At 72.3% G+C, this 15,409-nt stretch carries 12 protein-coding genes; 10 read left to right on the top strand and 2 right to left on the bottom strand.

What is annotated here, in order from left to right; genetic code table 11:
* Positions 1 to 605: 605 nt before the first annotated feature.
* Positions 606 to 2,171: an MFS transporter gene (locus ABZ570_RS31065; protein ID WP_358071250.1), complete on the top strand. Its 1,566-nt coding sequence runs from the start codon at positions 606 to 608 to the stop codon at positions 2,169 to 2,171.
* Positions 2,172 to 2,182: 11 nt separating this feature from the next.
* A complete protein-coding gene (locus ABZ570_RS31060; protein ID WP_358071248.1) occupies positions 2,183 to 2,791 on the top strand; it encodes a TetR/AcrR family transcriptional regulator in 609 nt (202 codons plus the stop codon).
* Positions 2,792 to 2,898: 107 nt separating this feature from the next.
* Here the strand turns inward: ABZ570_RS31060 and ABZ570_RS31055 are convergent, their stop codons facing one another.
* Entirely contained in the window at positions 2,899 to 4,818 is a 1,920-nt protein-coding gene (locus ABZ570_RS31055; protein WP_358071256.1) for a helix-turn-helix domain-containing protein, read from the bottom strand.
* Between the two features lie 14 nt (positions 4,819 to 4,832).
* Entirely contained in the window at positions 4,833 to 5,615 is a 783-nt protein-coding gene (locus ABZ570_RS31050; RefSeq protein ID WP_358071246.1) for a 3-hydroxybutyrate dehydrogenase, read from the bottom strand.
* Between the two features lie 252 nt (positions 5,616 to 5,867).
* Between ABZ570_RS31050 and ruvC the strand changes: the two genes are divergently transcribed.
* The 8 genes from ruvC to ABZ570_RS31010 all read left to right on the top strand — a co-directional run bounded on the left by ruvC (position 5,868) and on the right by ABZ570_RS31010 (position 15,405).
* A complete protein-coding gene (ruvC, locus tag ABZ570_RS31045; protein ID WP_358071244.1) occupies positions 5,868 to 6,395 on the top strand; it encodes a crossover junction endodeoxyribonuclease RuvC in 528 nt (175 codons plus the stop codon).
* The gene (gene ruvA, locus ABZ570_RS31040) at positions 6,392 to 6,994 is read left to right on the top strand and encodes a Holliday junction branch migration protein RuvA (RefSeq protein ID WP_358071242.1); all 603 of its coding nucleotides are present in this window, start codon (positions 6,392 to 6,394) and stop codon (positions 6,992 to 6,994) included. The genes ruvC and ruvA overlap by 4 nt, the downstream gene beginning before the upstream one ends.
* Complete coding sequence (gene ruvB / locus ABZ570_RS31035) at positions 6,991 to 8,055, top strand: Holliday junction branch migration DNA helicase RuvB (RefSeq protein ID WP_358071240.1); 1,065 nt, start codon at positions 6,991 to 6,993, stop codon at positions 8,053 to 8,055. The genes ruvA and ruvB overlap by 4 nt, the downstream gene beginning before the upstream one ends.
* A 138-nt stretch (positions 8,056 to 8,193) precedes the next feature.
* Positions 8,194 to 8,541 (top strand): preprotein translocase subunit YajC, encoded by a 348-nt coding sequence (gene yajC, locus ABZ570_RS31030; RefSeq protein WP_358071238.1) that lies wholly within the window; start codon positions 8,194 to 8,196, stop codon positions 8,539 to 8,541.
* Between the two features lie 248 nt (positions 8,542 to 8,789).
* Positions 8,790 to 10,691 (top strand): protein translocase subunit SecD, encoded by a 1,902-nt coding sequence (gene secD, locus ABZ570_RS31025; protein WP_358071254.1) that lies wholly within the window; start codon positions 8,790 to 8,792, stop codon positions 10,689 to 10,691.
* Between the two features lies 1 nt (position 10,692).
* Complete coding sequence (secF, locus tag ABZ570_RS31020; protein ID WP_358071236.1) at positions 10,693 to 11,880, top strand: protein translocase subunit SecF; 1,188 nt, start codon at positions 10,693 to 10,695, stop codon at positions 11,878 to 11,880.
* Positions 11,881 to 12,021: 141 nt separating this feature from the next.
* A complete protein-coding gene (locus ABZ570_RS31015; protein WP_358071234.1) occupies positions 12,022 to 12,588 on the top strand; it encodes an adenine phosphoribosyltransferase in 567 nt (188 codons plus the stop codon).
* 315 nt (positions 12,589 to 12,903) lie between these two features.
* On the top strand, positions 12,904 to 15,405 hold the full coding sequence (locus ABZ570_RS31010; protein WP_358071252.1) for a bifunctional (p)ppGpp synthetase/guanosine-3',5'-bis(diphosphate) 3'-pyrophosphohydrolase: 2,502 nt from the start codon (positions 12,904 to 12,906) through the stop codon (positions 15,403 to 15,405).
* Positions 15,406 to 15,409 lie beyond the last annotated feature (4 nt).

Below are 15,409 nucleotides of genomic sequence, written 5' to 3'. Positions count from 1 at the left end.
ATCGAGTTCATGACCAAAGCTCCATTCGGGGGTTGGCGCACACAGCCCATGAGGGATGGACCGGGCACGCAAGCACCGTCAGGCGCTCAAAACAAGGGGGAAAGTCTCCGGGGGGATCCAGCGGCTCGCGGGGCGGGGGATCGCCTCTTCGCGGCGCCGGGACCATGTGTAACGACCGACGGCCCGCCAACATTCCGGGCCCGCCCCCGCGCTCACCGGTGGGGGCTTCCTCGGCCGTTCACTGGTGTTCAACGACCCCCGGCCGCCCGCCATTCCGGCCGGCGGATGCCACCGGCCACACCCACAAACGGGACATACGCACCACCGGGCCCGGACAGCCGAACACGCACCCCGGCTGATCCACTCCATGGGGCGCACACCGCGGTATCCGGCACCCCGGATACCGCAACATCCCGTACGCGGAGTTGATCACGAGGCTGCGGACGGCGTAGGTGGACCCGGTGAGTGGGCCGGAGGGCCGCGTGACCTGGCACACATACGATACGGACCGGTTCCGTATCGAATCCCTGTCACTTACGCTCAGGTCCGTTACGAGTCTGGCTCGTATCGTAATTCGACGCGGGCGAACCGGGGGGAGAACCGAGATGGAACCGCACGAGAACACCGGACATCCGAGGAGGTGGGCGATCCTGGGGGTGCTGGTGATCAGCCTCCTCGTGGTCGTCCTCGACAACACCATCCTCAATGTCGCTCTGCGTACCCTCGCCGACCCGGTGCACGGGCTCGGGGCCAGCCAGGGCGAGCTGGAGTGGGCGATCAACTCTTACACGCTGGTCTTCGCCGGCCTGCTGTTCACCTTCGGTGTCCTGGGCGACCGCCTCGGGCGCAAGCGGTTCCTGCTGGTCGGCCTGGCGTTGTTCGGGCTGGCGTCGCTGCTGTCGGCGTACGCCCAGGACCCGGCGCAGCTGATCGGCACCCGCGCCCTGATGGGCGTCGGCGGTGCGGCCATCATGCCGGTGACGCTCTCGATCATCTCCAACGTCTTCGACCCCCGGGAGCGGGCCCGGGCGATCGGTGTGTGGGCCGGCGCGGTCGGCCTGGCCGTGGCGATCGGCCCGGTCCTCGGGGGCGCCCTGCTGGAGCACTACTGGTGGGGCTCGGTCTTCCTGATCAACGTCCCGGTGGTGGTGCTCGGCCTGGTGCTGGTCGCCACGCTGGTGCCGGAGTCCCGCGACCCGAAGCCCGGCCGGGTGGACCTGCCCGGCGTGCTGCTGTCCGTGGTCGGCCTGGTCGCCCTCACCTACGGCATCATCGACGGCGGCGAGCACGGCTTCGGCCGGCTGCCGGTCTGGGCCGCGATCATCGGCGGCGTCGCGGTGCTGGCCTGGTTCGTGGCCCACGAGCTGCGCAGCGACCACCCGTCGCTGGACGTCCGGCTGTTCCGGGTGCCCCGGTTCGCCGCCCCGGTGGCGATGGTCGGGCTGGTCTTCTTCGCCGCGATGGGCGTGATGTTCTTCGGCGCCTTCTACCTCCAGCTGGTTCGCGGCTACAGCCCGCTGGAGAGCGGCCTGCTCTTCCTGCCGTTCGCGGTCGCCCAGCTGATCTTCGCCCCGCGCAGCGCCGCCATGGTCCGCCGCTACGGCGGTCGGGCGGTCTCCGCGGTCGGGCTGCTGCTCACCGCCGCCGCGCTCGGCGTGTTCGTCCTCATCGACGCGGACACGCCGATCTGGATCTTCTCGGCGCTGGGCTTCCTCCAGGGCGCCGGGATGGCCAACATCATGCCGCCGGCCACCGAGTCGATCATGTCGGCGCTGCCCCGGGAGAAGGCCGGCGTCGGTTCGGCGGTGAGCAACACCGTCCGCCAGGTCGCCGGCGCGCTCGGCGTGGCGGTGCTCGGTTCGGTGCTCTCCGCGGTCTACCGGGGCGACGTCGCCTCGGCGCTGGCCGGCCTGCCCGACCCGGCCCGGGCCGCGGCCGAGGAGTCGATCTCCGGTGCGTACGCGGTGGCGGCGCAGCTCGGCCCGGCGGCGCCGCAGCTGATCGCGGCGGCCAACGACTCGTTCGTCTCGGCCATGCACTGGGCCGCGGCGGTCTCCGCGCTGGTGGCCGCGCTCGGCATCGTCATCGTGCTCCGCTGGATGCCAGGCCGCCCGGTGCCGGCCCTGGCCGAGGCCCGACCGGCCGAGCCGGAGTTGGCCGGGACCCAGTAGGTTCGGCGACAATGTCCGACATGAGTTCCACCGCCGATGCTCCGCGGTCGCCCGGTCGACCGCGGAGCATCCGCGCGGACGAGGCGATCGTGCAGGCCACCCTGGACCTGCTCGCCGAGGGCAACACGATCGAGGCGCTCTCCATCGAGGCGATCGCCGCTCGGGCCGGCGTGGGCAAGGCCACCATCTACCGCCGCTGGCCGGGCAAGGACGCCCTGCTGCTCGACGCGCTGCGCACCCTCAAGGGGGTCGTACCGCAGCCCACCGGCCACTCCGTCCGGGACGACCTGGTGCTGCTCGTCGGCGCGGTCGGCCACAACATCGACCCCCGGGCCGCCAAGATCATGCCGTGTCTGGTGCCTGAGGTGAACCGGAGCCCGGACCATTACCAGCTCTACCAGAACATCATCGAGCCCCGCCGGAAGCTGATGCGTGAGGTGCTCCGACGCGGCGTGGCCAACGGGGAGCTGCGGGCCGACCTGGACATCGAGCTGGCCATGGCGCTGCTCACCGGCCCGATGCTGATCCAGCGGATGCTGCGCTGGCACCCCGAGCTGGACGAGAAGATCCTGCCGGAGCGGATCGTCGACGCCGCCCTGGACGGCCTCCGCGCCCGTTGACCGGCGCCCCGCCCCGCCCCGCTCCGCGGCAAGATATTGGTAGCTATCGCCCCTCCGAGGGCCGGCACCTACCAAGATCTGCAAGCCCGTCCGCCGGGTGCCGTGGGTCAGGTGGTGGGGGTGCGTAGGCGGTGCAGGCGGAGCGCGAGTTGCACCTCCAGGGCGCGCTCCGGCTTCTGCCAGTCGGCGCCCAGCAGCTGCCCGACCCGCTCCAACCGCTGCGTGACCGTGTTGACGTGCACGTGCAGCAGCTCCGCCGCCCGGGCCAGGCTGCCGCCCATCCCGAAGTACGCCTCCAGCGTCTTGACCAGCGCGGTGCCGCGCCGGGCGTCGTAGTCCACCACCGGCCCGACGGTGGCGGTGAGGAACCGGGCCACGTCCCGGTCGCCCGAGTCGCCGACCGCACCCAGCAGCAGCCCCACGAAGCCCAACTCGGCGGTGCTCGCGCCCTGCCCGGCCCGGCCCAGCGCGCCCAGCGCGGTCAGGCAGCGTTCCGCCTCGGCGAAGGCGGCGGCGAGCGACGCCGGCCCCGTCGACGGCCCGCTCGCCCCGGCGGTCACCGGCCGGCCGGTCACCCGCGACAGGTCCCGGGCCACCGCGCGCGCCGCGCCGCCGGCGTCCTTGCCGGGCAGCATCAGCACCACCCGGCCGTCCCGCGCCGCCGCCAGTCCGCCCCGGGTCGAGGCGTACGTGGTGGCCCAGGAGAGCACCCGCTGCCGGGCCGAACCGGTCGCGGCGATCGCGTCGTCGCCGACCGCCACCAGCACGTGCGGCGCGTCCAGGTCCACGCCGAGGCGGCGGGCCCGGCTGCGCAGCGCGTCCGTGTCCCGCAGCGGCCGGGCGATCAGGTCGTCCAGCAGTTCGCCCCGGACCCGTCCCTCCGCCTCCGCCACCGTCCGGCGGAACAGCAGCAGCAACGCGGTCACCAGCGCGGCCCGCTCCAGGATCCGCTGGTCGGCGTCGACCAGTTCACCGTCCGGGCGCAGCACCAGCGCGCCCAGGTTCTCCGCGCCGGCCACCACCGCGGCGTACCAGAGCGGACCCCGGCGGACGCTGCGCCCCTCGGTCCGGGACGCGGCCACGGCCTCCACCATGTCCGCCCGGTCCGGCTCCTCGATCTCGCCCACCCGGGCCAGCCGCCGCCCCTCGGCGTCCAGCGCCAGTAACGCCCCGCCGAGCACCTCGGTGACCGCCGCCGCCACGTCCTCCATCCCGCCACCGCGCACCACCAGGGCGGTCATCCGGTCGTGGGCGGCGGCCGCCCGCTCCACCGAGCTGCTGTGCGCCCGGATCGTGCTGTTCGCCGCCGACAGCTCCGCCAGCGCCGAGCGGGTCTCCGCCAGCAGCCGGGCGGTGTCGATCGCCACCGCCGCGTGCGCCGCGAGCGAGACCAGCAGCGACACCTCCTCCCGGGCGAACGGCCGGGCCGACCGGTTGGCCGCGTAGAGCACGCCGATCACGCTCGACCCGAGCCGCAGCGGCACGCCGAGGATGGCCACCAGGCCCTCCTCGCCCACCCCGGCGTCGATCTCCCCGGTGTGGCGGAACCGGTCGTCCTCCGGATAGTTCGCGGTCACGTACGGCGTGCCCGTCTGGGCCACCAGCCCGCCCAAGCCGTCGCCCATCTCCAGCCGCAGCCGCTGGAACCGGGCCGAGATCGAGCCGTCGGTGACCCGCATGTAGGTGTCGCCGCGCTCGTCGTCGTTGAGCGTCATGTACGCCACGTCCGTGCCGAGCAGGATCCGGGCCCGGTGCACGATCGCCCGCAGCACGTCGTCCAGGTCGCGCAGCCCGGCCAGGTCGCTGGCGGTGTCGTACAGCCCGGAGAGCTCGATCTCCCGGCGGCGCCGGCGCTCCAGCAGCGCGCGGACCCGCAGCGCCACCACCTTCGCCTGCTCCAGCTCGGCCAGCCGCTCGGCCGGCAGGCCGGCGGCGCGGGCCGCGACCAGCGGCCCTTCGAACTCGACCGCGGCGGCCTCCCGGGCCAACAGCTCGAGGAACTCGACCGGCGACGACATGACCGACATTGTGCGGGGCGCCACTAGTTCGCCGTCCAGCCCCCGTCGAGGGCGATCGAGGCGCCGGTGATGAACGCGGCCGGCGGCGAGCAGAGGTACGCGACCAACTCGGCCACCTCCTCCGGCTCGATCAGCCGCTTGATCGCCGCCCGGGCCAGCATGATCTTCTCGATCACCTCGTCCTCGCCGATGCCGTGCGTGGCCGCCTGGTCGGCGATCTGGCTCTCCACCAGCGCGGTCCGCACGTACGCCGGGTTGATGCAGTTGGCGGTCACGCCGTGCGCGGCGCCCTCCAGCGCCACCACCTTCGACAGCCCTTCCAGCGCGTGCTTCGCCGACACGTACGCCGCCTTGTACGGCGAGGCGCGCAGCCCGTGCACCGAGGAGATGTTGACGATCCGGCCCCAGCCCCGCGCGTACATGTGCGGCAGGGCCCGCCGGATCAACAGGAACGGCGCCTCCACCATCACCCGCTGGAGGTACTCGAAGCGCTCGACGGGGAACTCCGGCACCGGCGCGACGTGCTGCAGGCCGGCGTTGTTGACCACGATGTCCACGGCGGCGTCGAGCCGGTCCACCGCCGCCACGTCGGCCAGGTCGATGCCCTCGGCCCGGCCGCCCGCCTCGGCGGCCACCGCCTTCGCCGCCTCCACGTTGCGGTCCACCACCAGCACCGTCGCGCCGGCCGCCGCCAGACGCAGGGCGCAGGCCCGTCCGATGCCGCTGCCACCACCGGTCACCAGGGCGCTACGACCGGAGAGGTCGAGGCGTACGACGTGGGGGACCGCCACGGGTTCTGCCGTCATGGCGCAAGAAGTTACGAGCTGTGTGGCCGGCGGCACATGGGGCCACGACACATACTCGGTGGCTGTTCTGTGTGGGCTCGGCGGGCCGTCCGAGCCCGGCCCGGCGCGGTGCCGGTGGGCCCGCCCCGGCGACCCTGCCGGAGGGCCGTGGCAACGGTAGGCCCCGGGCGGGCGTGTCCCGCCCGGCGGCGTACGCCGGCATCAGTAGAGTGTCGAACACACGTACTGCTGGCGGTCTGGGGAGGAGGCGGCGTGCGGGTGCTCGGCGTCGACCCGGGGCTGACCCGGTGTGGGGTCGGCGTGGTCGAGGGCGTGCCGGGCCGTCCCTGCACCCTGGTCGCCTACTACGTCGTCCACACCGATCCGGAGGACGACCTGCCGCTGCGCCTGCTGCACCTGGACCGCTCGCTCACCGACCTGGTCGCCGAGCACCGGCCGGACGCCGTGGCCGTGGAGCGGGTGTTCAGCCAGCACAACGTCCGCACGGTGATGGGCACGGCCCAGGCCAGTGGGATCGCCGTGCTGGCCGGGGCGCGGGCCGGGCTGCCGGTGCAGACGTACACCCCGAGCGAGGTCAAGGCGGCGGTGACCGGTTCCGGTCAGGCCGACAAGGCACAGATGACCATGATGGTCACCCGGCTGCTGCGGCTGCCCGAGCCGCCGCGGCCCGCCGACGCCGCCGACGCCCTGGCCCTGGCCATCTGCCATGTCTGGCGCGGCGGCACCCGGTCGAAGCTGGCCGCCGCGGCCGAGCGGGCACGAGGAGGAAGAACGCGATGATCGCCAGCGTGCGCGGCACGGTGACCGCGACCGGTCCGGACCACGCGGTGGTGGAGGTGGGCGGCATCGGCCTGGCGGTGCAGTGCGCGCCGGGCACCCTCGCCGAGCTGCGGGTCGGCCAGCCGGCCAGGCTCGCCACGAGCCTGGTCGTCCGGGAGGACTCGCTCACCCTCTACGGTTTCGCCGACGACGACGCCAAGCAGCTGTTCGAGCTGCTCCAGACCGCCAGCGGGGTCGGGCCCCGGCTGGCCCAGGCGGTGCTCGCCGTGCACACCCCGGACGCGGTGCGCAAGGCCATCGCCAACGCCGACACCGCCGCGTTGACCCGGGTGCCCGGCATCGGCAAGAAGGGCGCCGAGCGGCTCGTCCTCGAGTTGCGCGACCGGATCGGCCCGGTGCCGGTCGGGCCGGACGGCGCCGCCGGGGTCACCGCGGGCGCCTGGCCCGAGCAGGTGCGCCAGGCCCTGGTCGGGCTCGGCTGGACGGCTGCCCAGGCCGACCAGGCCGTGGCCGCGGTCGCCGAGACCGTCGACGGGCCGACTCCGCCCGTGCCGGTCCTGCTCAAGCAGGCCATCCGACTCCTGGGCCGCACCCGATGACGGGGGAGAACCTGGTCTCGGCGTACGTCAGCGACGCGGAACGGGACGCGGAGGCCAGCGTCCGGCCGAAGCGCCTGGAGGAGTTCATCGCCCAGCACCGGGTCCGTGACCAGCTCGACCTGCTGCTCAAGGGCGCGATGCGGCGCGGTTCCCCGCCCGACCACATCCTCTTGTCAGGGCCGCCCGGCTTGGGTAAGACCACCCTGGCCAACATTGTCGCGGCCGAGCTGGGCTCGGGGATCCGGGTGACCAGCGGCCCGGCGATCGAGCGCTCCGGCGACCTGGCCGCCATCCTGACCAGCCTCGCCGAGGGCGACGTCCTGTTCATCGACGAGATCCACCGGATCGCCCGGCCCGCGGAGGAACTGCTCTACAGCGCGATGGAGGACTTCCGGGTCGACGTGGTGGTGGGCAAGGGCCCGGGGGCCACCGCCATCCCGCTGGACGTGGAGCCGTTCACGCTGGTCGGCGCGACCACCCGCTCGGGCCTGCTCACCGGGCCGATGCGGGACCGGTTCGGCTTCGTCGCCCACCTCGACTTCTACACCCCGGCCGAGCTGGAGGTGCTGCTGCGCCGCTCGGCCCGGATCCTCGGCGTGCCGATCACCGACGAGGGCGCGGCCGAGATCGCCGGCCGGTCCCGGGGCACCCCGCGCATCGCCAACCGGCTGCTGCGCCGGGTCCGGGACTTCGCCGAGGTCCGGGCCGACGGGGTGGTCACCCTGGAGACCGCCCGGGCCGCCCTCACCGTGTACGACGTCGACGGGCTCGGGCTGGACCGGCTGGACCGGGCGGTGCTCACCGCGCTGGTCGACTCGTTCCGGGGCGGCCCGGTCGGCCTCTCGACCCTGGCGGTGGCGGTGGGGGAGCAGCCGGACACGGTCGAGGAGGTCTGCGAGCCGTTCCTCGTGCGGGCCGGCCTGTTGGCCCGTACGCCCCGGGGGCGGGTGGCCACCGAGGCCGCCTGGCACCACCTGGGGCGTACGCCGCCGAATGGTACATTTGGCACCGATGCCCCCGCCGTGCCCGATCTTTTCTCCGCCCAGGCCGATCAGCCGTGATCTGAACGTGATCTGCACCGCATTCGGTCTTCTCAGGCGCAGGGATTAGACTTCGCCGCGGTTTGTACAGGACGTAAGAATCCGCCTCCGCTCCGGCGCCCTCGGCCCGGCACGGAGACCAATGGGAAGGTCAGCACCTTGTTCTACGCAGCAGCGGGTGGTGGGGGAGCCGGCGGCCTGACGCCGATCCTGATGATCGCTCTGCTCTTCGGCGTCATGTACTTCATGATGATCCGCCCCCAGCAGAAGCGCCGCCGGGAGGCCGCGCAGATGCAGTCCGCGCTCGCCCCGGGCGACGAGGTGGTCACCATCGGCGGGCTCTACGGCACGGTGACCGGCGTGGACGACGAGACCGTCCACCTGGAGGTCGCGCCGGGCGTCCAGACCCGGTACGCGCGCCCGGCGATCGCCCGGGTGGTCAAGCAGGCCGAGCGCCCCGAGACGATCGAGTCGGTCACCGAGGACGCGGAGCCGGTCAAGGAATGACCGTCGGCCCCGGACGGGGCAGCGGAATCATTGCCACAAGTGGATAGTTGGGTCGGCGTCCGACGCCGGCACGCGGGGAATTTCGTTCGGCGCCGCCGCGTCGTCACCCTCTGGGGCGTGTCGGCCGGCGGCGCCGGCTCGTCGGAGCAGTCGGGCGGACACCCCCGGCCCGATATTCGTCGCCGCTGCCCAGCGGCGCGACCGTACAGGGAGACAGGACAGCCGTGGCACCACCACCTCAGGGACAGATGCGCCCCGGACGGCAGCTCGCCGTGCTCGGGCTCATCTTCGTCGTCCTCTATCTTTTGGTGTTCTTCTCGGGCGGCGCCAGCGGTGGCTGGAAGGATCGGCTGGAGCCCCGGCTCGGCCTGGACCTGGTCGGCGGCACCCGGCTGACGCTCGAGGCCACCAACAGCGTGGACGGCAAGCCCCCGACGGCCGCCAACCTCGAGGAGGCCCGCCAGATCATCGAGAACCGAGTCAACGCCTACGGCGTGGCCGAGGCTGAGGTGGTCACCGAGGGCAACCGCAACATCGTCGTCTCCCTGCCCGGTCAGAACCGGGATCTGACCGACATCGGCAGCGCCGCCGAGCTGCGCTTCCGCAAGGTCCTCAAGGCCACCGACGGTAGCGGCGCCACAGTCGCCCCGGCCCCGAGCGGCAGCGCCACTCCGGCCCCGTCCGGCAGCGCCAGCCCGGCCCCGTCGGGCAGCGCCGCGCCGAAGCCGTCCGGCAGCGCCGCGCCGAAGGCCACCGCGTCGCCGAGCACCGGCGGGCAGGGCGGCATGGCCCCGACGCCGAGCGCCAGCGCCGCCGCGCCGACCCCGTCGGCCTCCCCAAGTGCCGCCGCGCCGAGCCCGAGCGCGAGCGCCGAGCCGGTGTCGCAGACCGTCGAGGAGCAGCGCAAGGCCGTCGAGCAGAAGGTCGGCCCGGACGCCTGGGCCGCCGCCGCCGGCCTGAAGGCCCCCGCCGACGTCAGCGCCGACCCGGGGCTGGCCGAGAAGCTCAAGCCGTTCGGCACCCTCTCCCCGCAGGAGATCGCGGTGCTGCCGGTCGACATGCAGTTCAACGTCCCGACCATCACCTGCGCCCAGCTCGACAAGCGGCCGCCGGCGTCGATCAAGCAGGAGAAGCAGCAGGCCGTCGCCTGTGAGGCCAGCGCCAAGTACCTGCTGGACGTGGCGAAGGTGGTCGGCACCGACGTCAAGAACGCGTCCGCCCAGCTCGACGAGGCCAGCGCCTGGGTGGTGAGCCTGAACTTCACCAACAAGGGCCAGGAGAAGTGGACCGCGCTGACCCGCGAGTCGTTCACCAACGAGGGCCAGGCCTGCGACCAGACCGCGCTCGGCAACGACGGCAAGTGCCGGGTCGCCGTGGTGCTGGACAACGAGATCATCTCGTCGCCGGAGATCCAGGCCGTGCTGACCGGCGACTCGCAGATCAGCGGCAACTTCGACAGCGAGTCCGCCAACCAGCTGGCCAGCCAGCTGCGCTACGGCGCCCTGCCGGTGACCTTCAACCAGGCGGAGGCGCAGAACGTCACCGCTACCCTGGGCGACAGCCACCTCAAGGCGGGCCTGCTCGCGGCCGGCATCGGCATGCTGCTGGTCATCATCTACTCGTTCTTCTACTACCGGCTGCTCGGCTCGGTCATCTTCCTCAGCCTGGTGCTCTCCGGCCTGCTGGTCTTCGGCTCCCTGGTGGTGCTCGGCCGGTCGATCGGCTTCACCCTCACCCTCGCCGGCCTCGCCGGCATGATCGTCTCGCTCGGTGTGGCGGCGGACTCGTTCGTCATCTATTTCGAGCGGCTCAAGGACGAGATCCGGGAGGGGCGCAGCCCACGCAGCGCGGTGCCGCGGGCGTGGATCCGGGCCCGCCGGACGATCATCTCGGCGAACGCCATCACCCTGATGTCCGCCGTGGTGCTCTACATCGTCTCGGTCGGCGCGGTGAAGGGCTTCGCCTTCGCCCTCGGCCTGGCGACGGTCCTCGACCTGGTCGTCGTCTTCCTCTTCCGTCACCCGATCATGACGATGTTCGCCCGGACCCGGGCGTTCCTGTCCCCGCGGGTCAGCGGTCTCGGCCGGGCCCTGCCGGCCCGGTCGGCCGAGCAGGCCACCGCCCGCAACCCGCGCGTCAAGGAGGCCTGAGATGGCAAAGAGTGGTCTGGCGTCCCGGCTTTACCGGGGCGAGGCCGATCTCAACATCGTCGGCCGGCGCAAGCTGTGGTTCGCCGTCGCGGGCGCGCTGGTGCTCGTCGCCGTGCTCAGCTTCGCGATCAACCGCTTCAGCCTCGGCATCGAGTTCGCCGGCGGCAACTCGTTCCAGGTGCCGGCCAGCGTCGGCACCCTGGACCAGGCCGAGGCGAAGGTCAACGCGGCGCTGGCGGCCAAGGGTGGCGGCGCCGAGGTGGTCACCGCGCAGAAGGTCGGCAGCACCAGCGGCGAGTACTACGAGATGCGCACCCCGCAGCTCAGCGCCGAGCAGGCCAACGCGGTCAAGACCGAGATGGCCCAGGAGTTCGGCATCAACGCCGACCAGATCAGCGGCAGCCAGGTGTCGGAGGCGTGGGGCAGCCAGGTCACCCAGCGGGCGCTGCTCGGCCTGCTGATCTTCCTCGCGGTGGTGGCGATCTATCTGATCGTGCGCTTCGAGTGGCGGATGTCGGTCGCCGCGATCGCCTCGCTGCTCACCAACCTGCTCCTCACCGCCGGCATCTACTCGCTGGTCGGCTTCGAGGTCACCCCGTCGACGATCATCGGTTTCCTCACCATCCTGGGCTTCGCGCTCTACGACGTGGTGGTGGTCTTCGACAAGGTGCAGGAGAACACCCGCGGCATCACCGCGAACAACAACACGACCTATGGCGAGGCGGCCAACCTGGCGCTCAACCAGAGCCTGATGCGGTCGCTGAACACCTCGGTGGTGGCCCTGCTCCCGGTCGGTGGTCTGCTCTTCATCGGTGCCGGCCTGCTCGGCGCCGGCACCCTGAAGGACCTGGGTCTGGTGCTCTTCGTCGGTATGGCGGTGGCGTTCCTGACCTCGATTCTGCTGGCCACCCCGCTGCTGGTGCTGCTCAAGAACCAGGACCTGCGGATCAACGCGCACAACAAGCGGGTGCTGGCTCGCCGGGGCGCCATCGCCCGGGGCGAGGTCATCCCGAAGGGCACGCCGCGGGCCGTGGTGGCCGGCGACGACGTCATCGACGCGGAGGCGGCAGCCCTCGCCGGTGCCGCGCCGAAGGTGGGCGCCCGGCCGACCGGCAAGCGTCCCTCCGGCGCCCGGGGCGGTCGTCCCGGCGGTGGAGGCAACCGGCCGGGCGGGGCCAAGCGCCGCTGACCCGGGGGAAGACCCCGACGGCGGGCAACGCCGCGGACCTGCCCGGGGAGACCCGGTAGGAACCGACCGGACGGCGTCCGTCATGCTGTGCGAGCAGCATGACGGACGCCGTCGTCGTTTCGAAGGGACATGGGACGTACCGTGACGGAGACCCACACCACCGGGGTACGGGGAGACAGCGGCCCGGAGGTCGCCCGGCTGGTCGCCAGCCGGGTGCTGGACGTGCCGGACTTCCCCCAGCCCGGGGTCATGTTCAAGGACCTGATGCCGCTCTTCGCCGACGGTGACGTCTTCCGGCAGGTGATCGACGGGATCATCGCGTACCACGGGCGGGACTCGTTCGACACGGTGGCCGGCATCGAGGCGCGGGGCTTCGTGCTCGCCGCCGCCATCGCGTACGCCAGCGGGGTCGGGGTGGTGCCGGTGCGCAAGGCCGGCAAGCTGCCCCGTGCCACGCACACCGCCTCCTACGCGCTGGAGTACGGCGAGGCGACCCTCGAGGTGCACCAGGACGCGTTCACCGCCGGTCACCGGGTCCTGGTGGTGGACGACGTGCTCGCCACCGGCGGCACCGCCGAGGCCACCCTCGACCTGGTCGAGCGGGCCGGCGGCACGGTCACCGGCTTCACCGTCCTGCTGGAGCTGGGTTTTCTCAAGGGCCGGGAGCGGCTCGCCCCGCGTCCGATCCATGCCCTGCTGACCGTTTGAGCCGCTGGCCGGCCGGACCGGCCCGGTGGGGTCCGTCCGGCTGAGGCGCGGCGTACCCTGCGTGCGGGTAGCATTGCCCTTTGCTGACCGGGCGGGTGACCGCCCGGCGGCGCGACGACCGGCCCGACGGCCGGCGCGGCGCGCGGCGCCGCCGGGACCGCGAGGTCCCCGGCGGCCCGGCGTGGACCACGTCGTCGGGGCGGGTGGCGCGGAACAAGGCCGGCCCTCGGGCCGGTTGAACAGAACGTCGGCCGGATGGCCGGCGCACCCCGGCGAGCGGTGAGGAGGCCGGTGTCCCACGATGTCGCCCCTCCGGTGGAGGGCACGGTGCACCCGACAGGCGACGCGGACGGCTCGGTGAGCGGGCAGGGCGGCAACCCGCCGGCCCGGGTGACCGGCTCCGGCAGCGGGCCCGACGCCAGGGCGGACGGCGGAGCGCCGTCCGGCGGGGCGGTCGTGGTGCCGTTGCGGGCGGACGGCGCGGGGGAGCCGTCCCCCGGCGGTGGCTTTGCCCTCGCCAGCGCCCCGACCGGCCGGCGGGTACGCGCCCGGCTGGCCCGGTTCAACGCGCCGTGGCAGACCTCCCAGGTCAGCGAGGTGCTGGAGCCGCTGATCTCCACCCACCGGGAGAACCATCCCAAGGCTGACGCCCGGCTGCTGCAGCGGGCGTTCGACACCGCCGCCCGCTGGCACTCGGGTCAGTACCGCAAGTCGGGTGACCCGTACATCACCCACCCCCTGGCTGTGGCGACCATCCTGGCCAACCTGGGGATGGACACCACCACCCTGGTCGCGGCGCTGCTGCACGACACGATCGAGGACACCGAGTACACCCTCGACCAGATGCGCGCCGACTTCGGGGGCGAGGTGGCCCTGCTGGTCGACGGCGTCACCAAGCTCGACAAGGTCAAGCTGGGTGACGCGGCCAAGGCGGAGACCATCCGCAAGATGGTGGTCGCCATGGCCAAGGACCCGCGGGTCCTGGTGATCAAGCTGGCGGACCGGCTGCACAACATGCGTACCCTCACCTTCCTGCCCCGCCCCAAGCAGGAGCAGAAGGCCAAGGAGACGCTGGAGATCCTCGCCCCGCTGGCGCACCGCCTCGGCATGAACACGATCAAGTGGGAGCTGGAGGACCTGGCCTTCGGCACCCTCTTCCCGAAGCGGTTCGAGGAGATCAACCGCCTGATCGGGGAGCACCAGCCGCAGCGGGAGGCGCTGCTGCGCCAGGTGACCCAGAAGGTGGGCACCGACCTGAAGGCCGCCAAGATCAAGGCGGAGGTCACCGGACGGCCGAAGCACCTCTACTCGATCTATCAGAAGATGATCGTGCGGGGGCGCGACTTCAACGACATCTACGACCTGGTCGGGGTGCGGATCCTGGTCGACACGGTGCGGGACTGCTACGCGGCGCTGGGCGTCATCCACGCCAACTGGCAGCCGGTGCCGGGCCGGTTCAAGGACTACATCGCCATGCCCAAGTTCAACATGTACCAGTCGTTGCACACGACGGTCATCGGGCCCACCGGCAAGCCGGTGGAGATGCAGATCCGCACCTACGCCATGCACCGCACGGCCGAGTTCGGCATCGCCGCGCACTGGAAGTACAAGGAGCAGAAGGGCACCCAGATCGTCGGCCCGCCGGCGCACATCGACGAGATGACCTGGCTGCGCCAACTGCTGGACTGGCAGCGGGAGGCGGCCGACCCGAGCGAGTTCCTCGACGCGCTGCGGTTCGACCTGTCCAGCCAGGAGGTGTACGTCTTCACCCCGAAGGGCGACGTCATCCCGCTGCCGACCGGGTCGACGCCGGTGGACTTCGCGTACGCGGTGCACACCGAGGTCGGGCACAAGTGCATCGGCGCCCGGGTCAACGGCAAGCTGGTGCCGCTGGAATCGACGCTGTCCAACGGCGACGTGATCGAGATCTTCACCTCGAAGTCCGACACCGCCGGCCCGACCCAGGACTGGCTCGGGTTCGTCAAGAGCCCGCGCGCCCGCACCAAGATCCGCCAGTACTTCAACAAGGAGCGGCGCGAGGAGGCGATCGAGGCCGGCAAGGACTCGATCGTCAAGGCGATGCGCAAGCAGGGCATGCCCCTGCAGCGGATGCTCACCCCGGACGCGCTGATGGCGATCGCCCGGGACCTGCACCTGGCCGACGTCGCCTCGCTGTACGCGGCAGTCGGCGACAGCCAGGTCTCCGCCCAGTCGGTCGTGCAGAAGCTGATGGCCACGTACGGCGGCGAGGAGGGCGCGGCGGAGGACATCGCCGAGACCGCCGTCGCCACCCGGCCGCCGCGCAGCCGGCAGAGCAGCAGCGATCCGGGTGTCGTGGTGCGGGGTGTCAGCGACGTCTGGATCAAGCTGGCCCGCTGCTGCACGCCGGTGCCGCCGGACGCCGTCTTCGGCTTCGTCACCCGCTCCGGTGGGGTGAGCGTGCACCGCGACGACTGCGCCAACGCAGAGGACCTCAAGGCGCAGAGCGAGCGGGTGGTCGAGGTGAGCTGGAAGCTCACCTCCGCGTCGACCTTCCTGGTCGCCATCCAGGTGGAGGCCCTCGACCGGCACAAGCTCCTCGCCGACGTCACCCGGGTGCTCTCCGACGAGCGGGTCAACATCCTCTCCGCCACCGTCACCACCACCCGGGACCGGGTGGCGGTGAGCCGGTTCAGCTTCGAGATGGCCGACCCGAAGCACCTGGGGCACCTGCTGGCCGCCGTCCGCAAGGTCGACGGCGTCTTCGACGCGTACCGGGTCACCTCCCCATGGAGAGCCCGAAGAGCACCACGAACAGGAAGAGCGGCAGCCAGGTGACGAT

The sequence above is a fragment of the Micromonospora sp. NPDC007271 genome (genome assembly GCF_040634005.1).
In the GTDB taxonomy this organism is placed as follows: domain Bacteria; phylum Actinomycetota; class Actinomycetes; order Mycobacteriales; family Micromonosporaceae; genus Micromonospora.
Note: the sequence above shows the minus strand (reverse complement) of the source record. Positions and strands in the feature narration are given on the sequence as shown.

Coding starts and splice junctions, on each gene's coding strand:
- ABZ570_RS31065 (WP_358071250.1), top strand. CDS start 606: ATGGAACCGCACGAGAACACCGGACATCCGAGGAGGTGGGCGATCCTG.
- ABZ570_RS31060 (WP_358071248.1), top strand. CDS start 2,183: ATGTCCGACATGAGTTCCACCGCCGATGCTCCGCGGTCGCCCGGTCGA.
- ABZ570_RS31055 (WP_358071256.1), bottom strand. CDS start 4,818: ATGTCGGTCATGTCGTCGCCGGTCGAGTTCCTCGAGCTGTTGGCCCGG.
- ABZ570_RS31050 (WP_358071246.1), bottom strand. CDS start 5,615: ATGACGGCAGAACCCGTGGCGGTCCCCCACGTCGTACGCCTCGACCTC.
- ruvA (WP_358071242.1), top strand. CDS start 6,392: ATGATCGCCAGCGTGCGCGGCACGGTGACCGCGACCGGTCCGGACCAC.
- ruvB (WP_358071240.1), top strand. CDS start 6,991: ATGACGGGGGAGAACCTGGTCTCGGCGTACGTCAGCGACGCGGAACGG.
- secD (WP_358071254.1), top strand. CDS start 8,790: ATGCGCCCCGGACGGCAGCTCGCCGTGCTCGGGCTCATCTTCGTCGTC.
- secF (WP_358071236.1), top strand. CDS start 10,693: ATGGCAAAGAGTGGTCTGGCGTCCCGGCTTTACCGGGGCGAGGCCGAT.